Raw genomic sequence first — 14,154 nt, forward strand, 5'->3', positions numbered from 1 at the left:
AGAAATTCACAGCAGCGTTTCTTTACCCTTATACGCATCAAGGCTCGCCCCTGCTCATTTTGGGCGCCACCCTCTTCGCCTGAGACTTGATTCGCCCGGCACGCTTCAGTGGCCTCGAACAATCGTCCGAGGAAACCATCTGATTCAGGCGCTCATGCGCATATTTCAGGTCAGAAGTTCTCGTAACAGAACCGCTACGCACCGCGTCAAATTTGATCAATCTAACTCTCCTCTGCCCTTATCTAGTGGAGCTTTCTTTGTCCGTGCCTGGATGATCCTTGGATTGCCGTAGCTGAGTGAGCTCCGCAGAATATCGCTCTGACAATCTCTTGGCTTCGGCCAATTGCGCGCTTGCCTGTACCAGGTCCTCCTCTAGTCGCTTGGATTCGGCGCGCGACGTACCGAGCTGCTCTTGAAACGCTTCCTTCGCTCCGTCTGCCTTGGCAACAGCTGTCTTCATTGCAGTAATCTCACCGGTCAATCGAAGCGCCGCGTCTTGCTGCGTCGCGACCACTTTACTCTGCTGGCGAGCCTCACTCAGTAGGCGCTCGTTATCTCTATTCAGTCGAGTCAGCTCATCCTGCTTAAGCATCAAAGTCTGCTGGAGCTGTCGTAGCTCAACCTGAACTTGCTGCACTTGCCCTTCGTGTCGCTGTTGTTCTTGATCCCGCTGTTCCTTGACCGCGTTGCGGTAATGTTCCAGCGCATCACGTGAATGCAGGTGCTTATCTTCCAGAGAGCGGATCTGCTCATCCTTTTCCTGCACGCGAATTTCCAAGTCACTGCAATTTTGGCTCAGGCGGGCATTGCGGGTGAGTTCGGCTTGCAGGCTTGCCTGACAAGTCTGTAACTCATCCGCTTGAAGCCCTAACGCCCCTTTCTGACTATCCACTTCACGCTGCAAAGAGGCGAGTTCGGCATTCAAGCCGTCGAGCTTTTGCTCCAGCTCGATGCGCTGCTCGTCGAAACGCGCCTGTGCATGCGCGAGAGCTTCGCCTCCCTCCTCCGTCATTCGCTCTAAAAGGCCGGCCACAAGCTCGGTCAATTCATCGCTCAATCGCTCTCTAGAGGCGCGCGGCCTCGGGTCAAAATCTTCAATTTCCTTCAAATATCGGTGAATAGTCGTCTTCGAGCCGGTATTGCCCAGCTCGATGCGCACGGCGTCGATGCTTGGGTTCTCGCCGCGGGCGAGCAGCGCCTTCCTAGCCTCCAGGACTATCGCCTTGTTGATTCCGCCGCGCGCCATTTTCCTCTCCTACGATTTCGTACTGTTTTACATACTATGTATATACATAGCACGTTACTGCTATAAAAAGAACAATATAAGGGTGATTCTTTGATAAAATAATCGAGCGTTATCGCATCATAGAGCCGATTTTCGCCTTTTCCAGCGTCGGAAAAGGTACGTTTGGCGTAGAAGGGTTGAGATGAACAAGGCGGATCGTTACCTGCAGGCCGGCACCCGGGAGAACACTCGGCGTAGCTACCGTGCGGCGGTGGAACACTTCGAAGTGACCTGGGGCGGCTTTCTCCCCACGACCGGCGATGGCATCGTGCGTTACCTCGCTGAGTACGCCGACCAGCACACCATCAGCACGCTGAAGCAGCGCCTGGCCGCCCTGGCTCAGTGGCACATCACCCAGGGATTTCCCGATCCCACCAAAACGCCGACCGTTAAGCAAATGATCAAGGGCATTCGGACATTGCATCCTGCCCAAGAGAAACAGGCCGCCCCCCTCCTTCTACATCATCTGGAACAAGCGGTGAGGTGGCTTGAGCGAGAGGCGGCTCTCGCGGCTGAGCGCGGCGAATTTGGAAGTGTGATCAGGCATCGGCGAGACATCGCTCTGGTGCTGATTGGGTTCTGGCGGGGGTTCCGGGGTGACGAACTGGCTCGTTTGCAGGTCGAGCACACCCAAGCGGAGTCAGGGATAGGCATCACTTTCTATCTGCCGCACACAAAGGGTGATCGACAACACATGGGGACGACATTCCACACCCCTGCCTTAAAAAAACTATGCCCAGTTCAAGCCTATATCAACTGGATCACCGCGGCCGGCATTGCGCGTGGGCCGGTGTTCAGGAAGTTGGATCGCTGGGGCAATCTCGCCGAGGCAGGCATCAATTCGAACAGCTTGATACCCCTACTTCGCCGCATCTTCGAGCAGACAGGAGTTTCGGCTGATCTTTATAGCAGTCACTCCATGCGGCGTGGGTTTGCCACCTGGGCGGCGGCGAATGGCTGGGACATTAAAGCGCTGATGACCTACGTCGGCTGGAAGGACATGAAGTCAGCCATGCGCTACATCGATACGGCAGATTCCTTTGGGGACTTGGCGGCAGGTCGGCCGCTCACTTCATCAGCTATTCTTCAAGCGCATGCGTTGACAGTGGCTGAAAATCCCTAAGGTCGGATGAGGTCACATGGGTAGGGGCACGGACCTGGGTGCGACCGATTTTCGTAGACCATTGTGCCCTCGGCAGATACCGCCATAGCACTTGCGACCCAGCTCTTTTGTCGCGATGCTCAAGCCGACTTCGGCATGGTGCAAGCGTTACTCTATCGCTGACCCCTTAGGTGGATTAATACATTTCATAGAGCCATATGCCCGTGCCCCAACCAAGGCTTCTCCTATATTGGTCAAAACATGCATAAAAAACGATTGTTTGGGATGTGGCCAGAACACTGGCAAAGCTACGAGAGCTGGTGGAGCCTGGTGTCATTGGTTTCTATCGCAGCGTCGAGGTTACCGAGGTTCTCGGGGTTCAAGGTTCTACGCTTACGAATATTCTGACACACGCAGTTGCAGAGCCGCTTGATGCGCCTTCGGAAATTGATTGGAAGTCGGTTCTTCTAAACGGGAAGGAACGACATAGGGTCCCTGGAACTGAATGGAACGTTGGCATAGCGCAGTATCGTCTCTCGCTTGAGGTCTTCCTGGAGAAGCTGGCCGAGTTTGGAGAGACCGGCCAATGGAAGCCCGCGCCGATTGAAGTCCGGACGGGCACCCTGGCAGCAGTTCCTCCTCAGTTCGTCCCCGCCGACGGGCGCGACCATCACCCGTGGAACGGCGTTCTCAAGAACAACTTCTTCGAAGGTTCCCACGTACTGGAGTTGTTCGATACCACCAAGCAGCACTTACAGTTCCTGCTTGATGATTCGCGCAGGCTGACCACCCTTGCGAAGATTGTTGGCAAGTATCTGCCGATAGAGGTAGATGGGATGTCGGACCGTCTGGGCAACGTCATCATTCAATTGCCCGTGACAGTGATGTCCACCGAGGTACGCGGATCCCCGAAGGCGACCACTCTGTAGCCGTCGCTTGGCACCCGGACGTGCCCCCTCGCAACGTTCGGATTGCTGCTGAAATTTGGCAAGACTCGACAGTGACGAGCTTCGATTCGGCTGTCATTTCCACTGGCGAGGCGAAACTTCAGCTCAACTCTCCGGGTGGTGGGGCACTCACGAATGTCTGGGACGAAGAGAAGCGCATCTTACTGAGTGCCACCCCTCCAGTGAACCTCTTCACGAGCATGTCCCTTTCGATGTCGGTCGACCATCACGGGAATGAGCCGCTAAATCGCGAGTTCCTCCTGACAGACTCCGCAGGCAAGCAGAATATCCAGTCGCTGCGACTTATAAAGCCCGTCGAGCCGGGTCGACTCATTGGAAGCAGCCCCGAGTCCCCCAGGGAACCATGGGTTTCACAACGTGTCTTCAGCGAATCAGTAACCAGCCTCAAAGCACGGAAGGAATTTGTTCAGTACGGCATCGACGAGGGGCTGAACGCCTATGGGGGGATGGCCGGGAAGCTGAGGCGAAAGCTCTCCTCGATGCCTTGGACGCATTAAACCGGTCACTTGATCGGATCAGGATTGGAGAGAGTCGTAGGATTCTCCATTAAGGATACAAATCGGCTGGCGGGTTATGCGGATGAGGTAAAAGCAGGAAGGATTGTGCGGGGCAAAGCTGAGTCGAGTGCTGCCGGACTGGAATGCGCGCAAGATATAGCCATCTGGCGTGATAACCAGTTACAGGAGATCACCATGCCATTCACCCAGCTAAATCAAGAACTCAGGCACGATCTCAAGCAAGCAGCTGATCTGCTCAACTGGTGTGGCGTAGACCTGTCAAAGCTATCGGTCAGACTAAGCGAGGCCGGGCGCGAGGAGGATGCTCAGGAGGCGCTTCGGATTGCCCAGGCGCTTCAGGAGACCGAGGACAAGCTGACTGAGTATGCAGATGAGGTGAGAGTGGGACGGATTGTACGGGGGAAGGCAGAGTGATCTGACGGAGCTCGAGCGTGTAAGACCAAGTGCCCTGGGCACTACCTGTCATGCCTTCGTCACACCTGCCGAGCACAATGAGCTCAGCCAAAAGGATTTGGCCCCATCTACAAAGCCTGGCCGAATGCTAGGCTTTTCGTATCCGCCTTGCACCCTACTCCGCTTGACCTACACTGCTTCTTGCTGAAGGATATCCCTCTCCTTCAGTACAAAGAGCCAGCTCCGCGCTGGCTTTTTGCTGCCTCTGTGATAGATCCCTATTGCGCAAGAGTTCTGATAAAACCGATACGCTGTGCCTCACATGCCGTCATTCGCACCATTCATGCCTAATTTTAACTCTGAAAAAAATTGTGACAGATCGAGCTGCTTAGGCTTCATAACCTAAAATGCAGTGTGAAAGTCTTCGATCGTGCCTAGCCGGCGAAGGCGTGGGGCAGAGCCATGAAAGTGAGAGCAACCGTAATTTGCAAGCGAGACGATCAAATCCTCTACGTTCGCAAACAAAAATCAAGATGGGCTCTCCCGGGTGGAAAAGTCGAGGAAGGCGAAACACCTGAGCAAGCGGCCATTCGCGAATTGTGTGAGGAAACCGGGCTCATAGCCCAGGATTTGGTTTTTTTAGCCGAATTCGAAAAAGACAAAATTCTGCATCACGTGTTCAAGACTGTCGTCGCAGCTTCGGACAAGCCATCTCCACAGAACGAGATTGCGGCTTGCAAATGGAAGCCCTTGAAAAACCTCAGCGACCTTAAATCCAGTCCGACAACCAAGTCGATAGTGAAGTCGTTCGCCTAGCTCTCTGCTCGGCAATAGATCCCTGCTCCCCTTTGCAAAGAGCCCGCTCCACGCGCAATGCTGTTCACTTAAGCGGAGCAGCCCTGCGGTTAACTGGATACCGGGTTTTTGACATCTTCACCGCCCTGGGCCTCGCCGGTCTGGGGCGTTTTGTTATGAAGAGCACACCGACGCTGCCACGAAGCTCTTCCAGGCGTCTGGGGGTATGTGACGGCGACACGGCCCCGGCCATGACCACCAGATGACTGGCGATGTGCTGACAGGCAAACTTGAAACTCACTTCGCTGGGCGCGCTTGTGAGCAACAGCAGCCTGACTGGCTTCCCGACGCACTACGTTATAAGCCAGCAACAGCCCCCACAACTCTTGATACACCAGCTCTACGGTCTTGCTGTGGTAACGTCTAGGCATTAAAGGACTACTCTCTACTTTTCCACGGAGGAATCGCGATGTCCAACACAGACCTGCTCCCTTCCCTGCTTTTCAAAATGAACGAAAACCAACTCGCACTTGAGGCGGCCATTATGGAACTCACGCTTTGGGTCGAGCAGCGTGCATCAGACGACGTAGCCGAGAACGTTCGGGGGGCACTGGAGGCCATCGACAGGAACGAAGAGTTCATCAAATTGACCCTCGCGGTGCTTATGGCGCCAGAGTAACCAGGCTCGGCCTAAGTAACCTAAAAGCGTACTTAGCGTTACTCCGGGTAAGTCGACAATCCGACCTGGCTTTTGGGTCGCTTGTAAGTAAAAAGCTAGCCGCGACATCCGTCGCAAAGAAGCGATTTCTCCTGCCCCGCCCTCATTGCCTGCGTTCCAACCGACAATGGATTCACCCAAGGCATGCACCCGATTTGACACTTTCACCGTGTAGGAAGAAATTGATCAAACGCTCCCGCTCGACCTGCCCCCCAGTGGCCGCACTTGCAGCCCATATTCCGACATGTCGATTTCATTTTCACTAGCCGGCCACTTGCTTAGTCGATTGCTGGCGGATGGTATTTCTATAGGACTTAAAAATTGCTAACTCGCCCAGATAAAGACGCGCTTCGCGCGATGCTCGAAGCTCAAATTCAAGAAAAACTACAGCACGACCCCGATGCGGTAACTACATATGCAGCGCAGCCTAAACCGGAACGAAAGCCCTACACGAGCAAGCCAACGGTTCAGGATAAGGCGTTCCACAAAGAGCTCGATCAGATGCGTGCGGATGTTGAAGCCGGAGTGATACACACGCCTAAGCACGAGCCGGAGGAAGAGGCTGCTCTTAGCCTTAGACTTGATGATTACCCGGGTCTGTAAAATGTTCTACCGAGAACCTACAAGCGGGAACGGCTTGCCGACCGAGAGCAACCGAGACCACACGTGAGAAAGCCACCTATGAAAATCATCATCGAAGAATGGGATGGTGATGGTGATGGTGATGGTGATGGTGATGGTGATGGTGCGATTCGAATTCCGGATGAGGCGTTGCAGGAATTGGAACTAGATGTCGGCGACGCTGTGTACCTGATAGAAGAATTTGTCGGCAACACGCGCTGCCTTGTCCTATTAAAAAACCCTCAAATCGCGGATCGAATAGGCGAGCTCACTGAAGCCTGGGATAGCGGACAGCCTGGCAACGCCCAGGAGAAATGGGGAAGCCATAAAATGCTTCGCTAAACCAGTACATCAGGCTGAACGTAAGCGTCTGCCCAACACACCTTGCGTAAGTTAGGCGGGCACCCACTGATGCGGCAGCAACTGGCCGATCTCACTCGCCCGCTGCGCCGGCAACCGAGTTAGCACATCTTTGAGATAGGCATACGGATCATGCCCATTCATACGCGCCGATTGGATCAGGCTCATGATTGCAGCCGCTCGTTTACCGCTGCGCAGCGACCCGGCAAACAACCAGTTCGAACGTCCTAGCGACCATGGCCGTATCTGATTGTCGGGTAGTCAGACGCGGTTGCCCGCGTCCAACCCCCTGAGAACCGTGCATGCGAGTTTCCCAGCACACGGCTCAAGCCTCTACTAAGGCGCCATTGGGCACCCGGTTATACATCGTCGACATTGGCAAATTGCACATCCCTTGGGCAACGCAGGTGGTAGATCTCAAGATTAGCGGCCGCATCCGTCCCACCATGACTCAGCTTCACAACATGGCGGCTGTGCCATGGTGTGTCTTTGGTGACCGGTTTAAGGCATACGCAGCAGCGGCCACCTTGCTGTAGCCACACCCGATACAGCTTGGCTCGACCCTTTGGAGAGATAAGCATTTTTTTGCCCCATCGCGACTCGAAGTACTTATCCCATGCACGGTCGTGAGGGTTGGCAGTGGCCTTGATCTTGATATGTCGCACAATCGGCGTGTCCGAGGCGTCTACTAGCGTGTACTGACGCTTCCGACCATCGGCAGATTTTTCAGTACTCGAGAACACCCAACGACGCGTCCCTTGTACTTTGAAATACCGATCTTTCACCCATCGGCGTGTCTTGCGAGGGTGGCGACGTACCGCCCATCGCCAGAGCATTTCCCACACTGCGCTGTCTACCTGGTTGAAGACCTTCTTGGCGACGACATGACTGTGATAGTTCGCCAGCCCCGTAAAACCGGGTTCAGCAAACCTATCAAGTTAGCCTGTCGTATCGTTTTGTTGGTCTTGATCAACTCTCGCAGCTTGGCAAGGAGAGCCCCGATGTTCGCCTTGGACGGCTTGATCAGGAGCTTGCCGTTGTACTTGCGCAGGTTCCATCCGAGGAAGTCGAACCCGTCCCCTATGTGCGTTATCTTGGTTTTTTCTGGCGAGAGGACAAGTCCACGCTCTGCCAGAAACTTAACCACGGCGGGCCTGACTTCATTCTCCAGCCATTCTTTCGAACAGCCAGTGATGATGAAGTCATCTGCATAACGCACCACCTGCATTTTCCGGGCTGTCCACTTTGCATTGGGAAACCTCTTCGCCAGCATCGCTTCCAACCCATCCAACGTCATGTTCGCCAACACCGGGGATATGATGCCTCCCTGCGGGGTTCCTGCGTGGCTGGGGAATAGCTGATTTTGGTAGACATAACCGGCCTGGAGCCATTTCTGCAAAATCACCTTATCCATGGGGATGTTGGCGATCAACCAGTCATGACTGATATTGTCGAAACAGGCTTGAATGTCGCCCTCTAACACCCATTCCGCATTTGCTTTTCGTGACAGCACACCAAAGCACTGCGCGGCGGCATCAGCAGTTGAGCGTTCCGGCCTGAATCCATAAGAGTTCGGGTCGGCGGTGGTTTCCGCTATCGGTTCCAGAGTTAGCAAATGAAGCGCCTGCATAGCCCGGCATTTCATCGCGGGAATTCCGAGAGGCCTCGTCTTACCATTTTTCTTCGGAATGAGGACTCTCCGAAGCGGAAGCGGCGAGTAGCCTCGCCGCTTCAACGAGTCTATCGCACCGATCTTGGCCCTAGGCGTATTCCAAGTGACCTTGTCCACACCGGGGGTATTTTTGCCTTTGTTTTCAGACACACGTTTCACGGCCAATGCCTTGCCGCTGAACGAGTGAGTCAGCAGCCATTGCAGGGCTTTCACCTTGTTATGTCTGCCATCTTGTACGGCCTTCACAATACGCGCTTGCAGCCCTCTGACACGACGTTGTACGGCGATCCAATCGATGCCGTCCCACGACCTGCCGGAAGGTGCACACGCCAATGCTGCTGCGTTCATTTGCTCTCCTTCCGTTGAAAGGGTTCTACCTACTCTCGTGTGAAGAGAGACCATGAGGACGTCTGCCCGCTTTCGCGTGAAGTGATATTTCAACCTCTATCCAACCCATTACAGGACGGCGTTCGCTTTTTCCTCGTTCCTTCGCCCGCACCGCCATGGGCAGTTTTTGCAAACTGCTTTCCCAATGGGAGCGATACGGGATTTCCACGTTCCGCTTACTGAAGTACGTCGGGTTAGGTGCCTGCTATCGACCGGGAGGCATGTGGGTCACGAACGCGTAGTCGAAAGACGCTATTCCCACCTCCGTTACCTTTTGGTTCGAGCGTATAAGCCATTTCCGCTCGCTCAACTTAACGATCGTTGCGCAGATTCACATGCGTTCACCATACCGACTATCTAGCCCTTGTCCGGCTATGGCTGCCAGAAGGGTACGTCTCTCACGATTGGTACCCCGCACCTTGCGGTGCCTCGTTCCATTGTCGAAGGCGCTCTTGATTCAGCCTTCTAGATTCACCCGGTGACACGGGTGGTTCCCTCCAAGGGGAACAACTTCTGTAAGCGACTTCGTGTCGCACTTCAACTTGGTTGTTGTCGATGGGCACAGCCCTATCGTCCAGGTAGCGCGTCAGCGCTACCCAGCGTTTCAGGCTGTAATCGAGGGCTTTGGCCGTGGCTGATCCGTTCGGCACCAGGTCGAAGCTGTTCCGGCGTTATCTGGTCGAGGTTGGGCGAGAAAGTCATGCCGCCGATTGTGCCAGAGCAGCCGCGGGACGACGACAAGTAGACCGGCCAAATGGCCGGCGGTTACAGCATGCTGATCACACCGCCTGCGCCGACGCGTTGCCACGACAGGCCCAGTACCAACGCCTGGAGTTGTTCGCTGTCGAGTTCGACCTCGCAGCCTTGGCGGATGCTGGGCCAGTGGAACTTGCCTTGATTCAGTCGCCGTGCGGCGAGCCAGACTCCCACGCCGTCGTGCACTAGCACTTTCATTCGGTTAGCCCGGCGATTGGCGAACAGGTAAGCACAGTGCGGCTTCGCCGCACCAAACACCGCGATCACCCGGGCCAATGCCGTCTCGGTGCCAGCGCGCATGTCCATCGGTTCGGTGGCCAGCCAGATCGCATCGATGCGGATCATTGAGCGACAGCCCGAATAAATTGTGCGCAGCCCTCAGGATCCGAGGTTGGCCATTTCACCGTGATCAATTGCCCGGCCATGAGTAACTCAATGATCGCTGACGCTTCGGATGGTCGTTTAGGTGCGGTTTTCAGCGGAACAAATGCCGGCAGTGAGGTCGTTGCAAGCTGGTCTCGATAGAGCGGCATCCATTTGCGGATGACGTTGGCATTGATGCCGTGGCTGATGGCGACACTGGACACGGTTGCTCCAGGTTGCAGGCATTCCTGAACGACCTGGGCTTTGAATGATGTCGGATAAGAGCTTCGTTTGCGCATGGAAATCCTGGCGATAAAGGGTGATCGCGTCCGCTTAAAAATACGCGGACACCATCGCCCTTAAAGCTGGAGTTCGGAAGGTGAATTCTCCGGACGCTTACGAATGAACGCGAATCGAATCACCATATCCTGTGGCGCTATGTGATTGCAGCAAGAGTCCGAACGCCAGTTTCAGTTCACTCGGTTTCGCCCGCTGCGCTTGGCTCGATAGAGCGCATCATCGGCCCGAGTCAGAAGGCTTTCCAGATCGTCACCCGCTTTGGCGAGGGCGATACCAAAGGACGCAGTGACAGTGTCTAGCACTTCATCCGTGCCACGCACCTTGATCGTAAGCGTCTGCCCAACACACCTTGCATAAGTCAGGCGGGCACCCACTGATGCGGCAGCAACTGGCCGATCTCACTCGCCCGCTGCGCCGGCAACCGAGTTAGCACATCTTTGAGATAGGCATACGGATCATGCCCATTCATGCGCGCCGACTGGATCAAACTCATGATTGCCGCCGCCCGCTTACCGCTGCGTAGTGATCCGGCGAACAACCAATTCGAGCGTCCGAGAGCCCACGGCCGTATCTGGTTTTCGACCGCGTTATTATCTATGGGCACTGCGCCGTCCTCGATATATCGAGCCAGTGCACCCCAGCGCTTTAGGCTGTAATCCAGTGCTTTGGCGATAGCCGATCCTTCGGGCACAAGATCGCGCTGGGCCAGCATCCAGGTATGTAGTGCATTGAGTATTGGCGCCGCTTTTTCCTGACGTATTCTCCAGCGATTTTCATCGGTCATGTCCCGCGCTTGCCGTTCGATTTCGTACAACCCGCCAATCGAGTGAAGCGCTTGTTCGGCCAGTTGGCTTTTGTTGGTCGCATGCAGATCGAAGAACTTGCGGCGCGCATGCGCCATGCATCCGATTTCAGTGATGCCTTGCTGGAAGCTTGCTTTGTAGCCAGCGAAATCGTCGCACACCAACTTGCCATTCCATTGGCCAAGGAAGTTGCGCGCATGTTCGCCCGCACGGCTCGGGCTGAAGTCATAAACCACTGCCTTGAGCGGCGAAAAAGGCGTAGTGCAGTAAGCCCAAACGTAGGCACGATGGGTCTTCTTCTGGCCCGGCGCGAGCATCTGCACCGGCGTTTCGTCAGCGTGGATCACGCTTTGGGCAAGTACCGTTTCGCGTAACGCATCGACAAGCGGCTGGAGCTGCACGCCGGTTTGGCCGACCCATTGCGCCAGTGTCGAGCGAGCAATTGCCAGGCCGGCACGGCCAAAGATTTTCTCTTGCCGATACAGCGGCAAATGGTCAGCGAACTTGGCCACCATCACATGAGCCAACAGGCCTGCGGTCGGGATGCCTTTGTCGATCACTTGCGCCGGTACCGGTGCCTGGATAAGCGTTTCACACTCGCGGCAGGCCCATTTTCCACGTACGTGTTGCTCGACCGTGAACACGCCCGGCGTGTAATCCAGCTTCTCGCTGACGTCTTCGCCGACGCGCTGAAGCTGGCAGCCGCACACGCACTGGGTGTTCTTTGGTTCGTGACGGATCACAGTTCGTGGAAACTGCGGCGGCAACGGCGCACGCTTGGGCTGCTGACGCGGTTCGGCTGGTGCGGCAGGCGGATTGACCGCCTTTAACTCAGCCTCGATTGCTGCGATATCAGTATCAAGCAGGTCGTCGAGCAGACTGCCCTGATCAGGGCTAAGTTGCTCGCTGCGCTTGGCGAACTTGTGCCGTTTGAGCAGTGCGATTTCGTGGGTGAGCTGTTCGTTGACCGTTTCGATCCGCTGGATCTTCTTGCCCATCGTGTCGACCTGCGACAGCAACTGCGCAGCGAAGGCACGCAGTTGATCGGGGTCATATGATCGAGATTGGGCGAGGAAGTCATGCCGTGGATTTTACCAAAGCAGGTCGCTTTCGGCAGTAGGTCAAGGCGCGAATTACAGCCTTTTAAAGCAGTGTGATTGCACCGCCAGCTCCAACCCTTTGCCAAGGTAAACCGAGCACCAAGGCCTGAAGTTGCTCGGCATCCAGCTCCATTTCACAGCCTTGTCGAATGCCAGGCCAATGAAATTTGCCTTGGTTCAACCGACGTGCAGCCAGCCAAACGCCAATCCCGTCATGCACCAGAACTTTCATGCGGGTAGCGCGGCGATTGGCGAACAAATAAGCGCAGTGCGGCTTCGCCGCACCGAACACCGTAATCACTCTGGCCAGCGCTGTTTCAGTGCCGGCACGCATGTCCATGGGTTCGGTGGCGAGCCAGATGGCATCGATGCGAATCATTGCGTGAGCCCACGGACAAAGCGGGCGCATCCTTCAGGATCAGAAGTTGGCCATTTCACTGTGATCGATTGATCGCCAAACGGTAGATCGATGACCGCCGACGTTTCAGTCGGCCGTTTTGGCGTAGATTTCACTGGAATAAAAGCAGGTAGCATCGCTGGCGGCTGATCTCGGTACAGCGGCATCCACTTTCGAATTACGTTAGCGTTGATGCCATGGCTGATGGCGACGCCGGAGATGGTCGCGCCTGGTTGCAGGCATTCCTGAACAACCTGGGCTTTGAACGATTTGGGATAAGAGCTTCGTTGGCGCATGGAATTCCTGGCGTTAAGGGCTATAGCGTCCGCTTAAAAATACGCGGACACCATCGTCCTTAATGCTGGGGTTCGGAAGGTGTGTTCCCGGAACGCTTACCCTTGATCCGCAACGCCTGAATTTTTAGGCGCAGCTGCTCAGCAAAAGTATGAGCACTGGGGAGATCAAAACACTCTTGCAGGACTACACAGAACTCTTCACCACCATAGCGTGCCGCCAGGGCCTGAGGCGGGATTGAGTTCCGTAACACCTGACCAACATGCTCAAGTACGCGGTCGCCCAAAGGATGGCCATACCGGTCATTGAACTGCTTGAAATGATCGATATCCAACATGACCAATGCCACCCATGAGGAGCGTTGATCAATGCATGCTCCAGCAAGCGAGTGAAGGTAGCTCGGTTCAATACCTTAGTCAGACCATCCAAAGATGCAGCCAGTTGGGCTCGCTCGAGCTTGCCTCTCAGACTCTTAATTTCATTTTGCGCTGAGTGCAGCTTGGAGAGGAAAAGCTCTTGCTGATCCTGCATGACCTGGGTGCTCTGTTGCAGCTCGCTCAGAATGGCGGGCAACCTCTGGTCGACCGGCTCCGCGAGCATTTCCATGCAATGCCCAAGACTGGCTTGAAAGGTGACACTGCCATTCACGCAACGCGAGACATCACGCTCCATGTCGTCAACCAAATTGACCGCTTGTTGTTGCCCTGCGCGCGCCTCCTCCAATTCCTCACGAATGATGTAGTCGCGAAAAAGCTTCGTAGCGGATTCAGGAGGGAAACAGTCGAAGTCTTTGACCACCCTGTCCAGATGGCGATTGAGCTCTGGCTCCTGACCTTTGCTGTAGGTGTACCAGAGAGCATAGTGCACGGGATTTGGTGGAATGTTGTGACGCACCATCAGTGGTACGGCCTGTTTCAGCAGAGCCGCCGCCTCGCGGGAGTCCTCTGGATACAACGCTAGGGCAGTTGCACGCGTCTCTGATTGGCTCATAACGTCACTGTGGTTGGTTTTTATTGGCATATATGAAGTCGGGGGCAGCATATCCTTACGCACACCAAGAGGCCATACATAATGTATGCCTACTCCCTGCTGGACTAGCTATAGACCGAACATCACATTGCCATTCTTATGCATTCAAGCCGTTCCAGCCAGGGATACCAACGTAGAGGCCAACACTAATGATCAGCACGCTGGAAATCGAAAAGGGATCATAGCTTGTACTCTCTCACTGCCTGCGTTCCTGTTGATTTCGGAATCATCCCAAGCATGTACCCAATTTGACACGATCGCAGTGTTGGAGAAATCGATGATCAGCCTCTTCT

The 14,154-nt window shown here is 55.1% G+C and carries 13 protein-coding genes and 7 pseudogenes; 8 read left to right on the top strand and 12 right to left on the bottom strand.

Annotation, left to right across the window (positions count from 1 at the left end; all coding sequences use genetic code 11):
• Positions 1-238 precede the first annotated feature (238 nt).
• Positions 239-1,246, bottom strand: a complete 1,008-nt coding sequence (locus CES87_RS05745) for a DNA-binding protein (protein ID WP_128605320.1) — start codon at positions 1,244-1,246, stop codon at positions 239-241.
• A gap of 181 nt (positions 1,247-1,427) precedes the next feature.
• On the opposite strand from CES87_RS05745, the gene CES87_RS05750 reads away from it, so the two are divergent.
• The 5 genes from CES87_RS05750 (at position 1,428) to CES87_RS05770 (ending at position 5,082) form a co-directional block, all read left to right on the top strand.
• Positions 1,428-2,408 carry a site-specific integrase gene (locus CES87_RS05750; RefSeq protein ID WP_128605321.1) on the top strand — a complete coding sequence of 327 codons (981 nt, stop codon included), beginning with the start codon at positions 1,428-1,430 and terminating at the stop codon, positions 2,406-2,408.
• 266 nt (positions 2,409-2,674) lie between these two features.
• Positions 2,675-3,316, top strand: coding sequence for a hypothetical protein (locus CES87_RS05755; RefSeq protein ID WP_128605322.1), 642 nt, complete (start codon positions 2,675-2,677; stop codon positions 3,314-3,316).
• A 71-nt stretch (positions 3,317-3,387) separates the two neighbouring features.
• Positions 3,388-3,852, top strand: a complete 465-nt coding sequence (locus CES87_RS34130) for a hypothetical protein (protein ID WP_178081382.1) — start codon at positions 3,388-3,390, stop codon at positions 3,850-3,852.
• 24 nt (positions 3,853-3,876) lie between these two features.
• The gene (locus tag CES87_RS34135; RefSeq protein ID WP_322784175.1) at positions 3,877-4,287 is read left to right on the top strand and encodes a hypothetical protein; all 411 of its coding nucleotides are present in this window, start codon (positions 3,877-3,879) and stop codon (positions 4,285-4,287) included.
• 441 nt (positions 4,288-4,728) lie between these two features.
• Positions 4,729-5,082, top strand: a complete 354-nt coding sequence (locus tag CES87_RS05770) for an NUDIX hydrolase (RefSeq protein WP_128605325.1) — start codon at positions 4,729-4,731, stop codon at positions 5,080-5,082.
• Between the two features lie 64 nt (positions 5,083-5,146).
• Here the strand turns inward: CES87_RS05770 and CES87_RS05775 are convergent.
• A pseudogene (locus tag CES87_RS05775) lies at positions 5,147-5,474 on the bottom strand (IS4 family transposase); the annotation flags it as partial.
• Between the two features lie 56 nt (positions 5,475-5,530).
• Here CES87_RS05775 and CES87_RS05780 point away from each other — a divergent pair.
• The 3 genes from CES87_RS05780 to CES87_RS05790 all read left to right on the top strand — a co-directional run bounded on the left by CES87_RS05780 (position 5,531) and on the right by CES87_RS05790 (position 6,742).
• The gene (locus CES87_RS05780; protein WP_128605327.1) at positions 5,531-5,740 is read left to right on the top strand and encodes a hypothetical protein; all 210 of its coding nucleotides are present in this window, start codon (positions 5,531-5,533) and stop codon (positions 5,738-5,740) included.
• Positions 5,741-6,100: 360 nt separating this feature from the next.
• Complete coding sequence (locus tag CES87_RS05785; RefSeq protein WP_128605328.1) at positions 6,101-6,382, top strand: hypothetical protein; 282 nt, start codon at positions 6,101-6,103, stop codon at positions 6,380-6,382.
• Positions 6,383-6,460: 78 nt separating this feature from the next.
• Positions 6,461-6,742 (top strand): AbrB/MazE/SpoVT family DNA-binding domain-containing protein, encoded by a 282-nt coding sequence (locus CES87_RS05790; RefSeq protein ID WP_128605330.1) that lies wholly within the window; start codon positions 6,461-6,463, stop codon positions 6,740-6,742.
• A 51-nt stretch (positions 6,743-6,793) separates the two neighbouring features.
• Here the strand turns inward: CES87_RS05790 and CES87_RS05795 are convergent.
• From CES87_RS05795 to CES87_RS05845, 10 genes and pseudogenes are all read right to left on the bottom strand, one after another.
• Positions 6,794-7,015, bottom strand: a pseudogene (locus CES87_RS05795) (transposase domain-containing protein); the annotation flags it as partial.
• Positions 7,016-7,119: 104 nt separating this feature from the next.
• A pseudogene (gene ltrA / locus CES87_RS05800) lies at positions 7,120-8,780 on the bottom strand (group II intron reverse transcriptase/maturase).
• A gap of 575 nt (positions 8,781-9,355) precedes the next feature.
• Positions 9,356-9,472: pseudogene (locus CES87_RS34140) on the bottom strand (transposase); the annotation flags it as partial.
• A gap of 112 nt (positions 9,473-9,584) precedes the next feature.
• Entirely contained in the window at positions 9,585-9,920 is a 336-nt protein-coding gene (gene tnpB, locus CES87_RS32900; protein WP_141239465.1) for an IS66 family insertion sequence element accessory protein TnpB, read from the bottom strand.
• Entirely contained in the window at positions 9,917-10,237 is a 321-nt protein-coding gene (locus CES87_RS05820; RefSeq protein ID WP_128605331.1) for a transposase, read from the bottom strand. Before CES87_RS05820 ends, tnpB (CES87_RS32900) begins: the two co-directional genes overlap by 4 nt.
• Positions 10,238-10,408: 171 nt before the next feature.
• Positions 10,409-10,576: pseudogene (locus CES87_RS05825) on the bottom strand (diguanylate cyclase domain-containing protein); the annotation flags it as partial.
• Between the two features lie 20 nt (positions 10,577-10,596).
• A pseudogene (locus CES87_RS05830) lies at positions 10,597-12,122 on the bottom strand (IS66 family transposase).
• A gap of 62 nt (positions 12,123-12,184) precedes the next feature.
• Entirely contained in the window at positions 12,185-12,520 is a 336-nt protein-coding gene (gene tnpB, locus CES87_RS32905; RefSeq protein ID WP_178081383.1) for an IS66 family insertion sequence element accessory protein TnpB, read from the bottom strand.
• Positions 12,517-12,834, bottom strand: coding sequence for a transposase (locus CES87_RS05840; protein WP_081744473.1), 318 nt, complete (start codon positions 12,832-12,834; stop codon positions 12,517-12,519). The genes tnpB (CES87_RS32905) and CES87_RS05840 overlap by 4 nt, the downstream gene beginning before the upstream one ends.
• A gap of 95 nt (positions 12,835-12,929) precedes the next feature.
• Positions 12,930-13,822, bottom strand: a pseudogene (locus CES87_RS05845) (diguanylate cyclase domain-containing protein); the annotation flags it as partial.
• Between the last annotated feature and the right edge of the window lie 332 nt (positions 13,823-14,154).

This window comes from Pseudomonas sp. ERMR1:02 (assembly GCF_002277815.1).
Classification (GTDB): Bacteria; Pseudomonadota; Gammaproteobacteria; order Pseudomonadales; family Pseudomonadaceae; genus Aquipseudomonas.

Excerpts from the sequence above, each read along its gene's own strand:
- CES87_RS05745 (WP_128605320.1), bottom strand. The coding sequence starts at position 1,246 with ATGGCGCGCGGCGGAATCAACAAGGCGATAGTCCTGGAGGCTAGGAAG.
- CES87_RS05750 (WP_128605321.1), top strand. The coding sequence starts at position 1,428 with ATGAACAAGGCGGATCGTTACCTGCAGGCCGGCACCCGGGAGAACACT.
- CES87_RS05770 (WP_128605325.1), top strand. The coding sequence starts at position 4,729 with ATGAAAGTGAGAGCAACCGTAATTTGCAAGCGAGACGATCAAATCCTC.
- CES87_RS05780 (WP_128605327.1), top strand. The coding sequence starts at position 5,531 with ATGTCCAACACAGACCTGCTCCCTTCCCTGCTTTTCAAAATGAACGAA.
- CES87_RS05790 (WP_128605330.1), top strand. The coding sequence starts at position 6,461 with ATGAAAATCATCATCGAAGAATGGGATGGTGATGGTGATGGTGATGGT.
- tnpB (WP_141239465.1), bottom strand. The coding sequence starts at position 9,920 with ATGATCCGCATCGATGCGATCTGGCTGGCCACCGAACCGATGGACATG.
- CES87_RS05820 (WP_128605331.1), bottom strand. The coding sequence starts at position 10,237 with ATGCGCAAACGAAGCTCTTATCCGACATCATTCAAAGCCCAGGTCGTT.
- tnpB (WP_178081383.1), bottom strand. The coding sequence starts at position 12,520 with ATGATTCGCATCGATGCCATCTGGCTCGCCACCGAACCCATGGACATG.
- CES87_RS05840 (WP_081744473.1), bottom strand. The coding sequence starts at position 12,834 with ATGCGCCAACGAAGCTCTTATCCCAAATCGTTCAAAGCCCAGGTTGTT.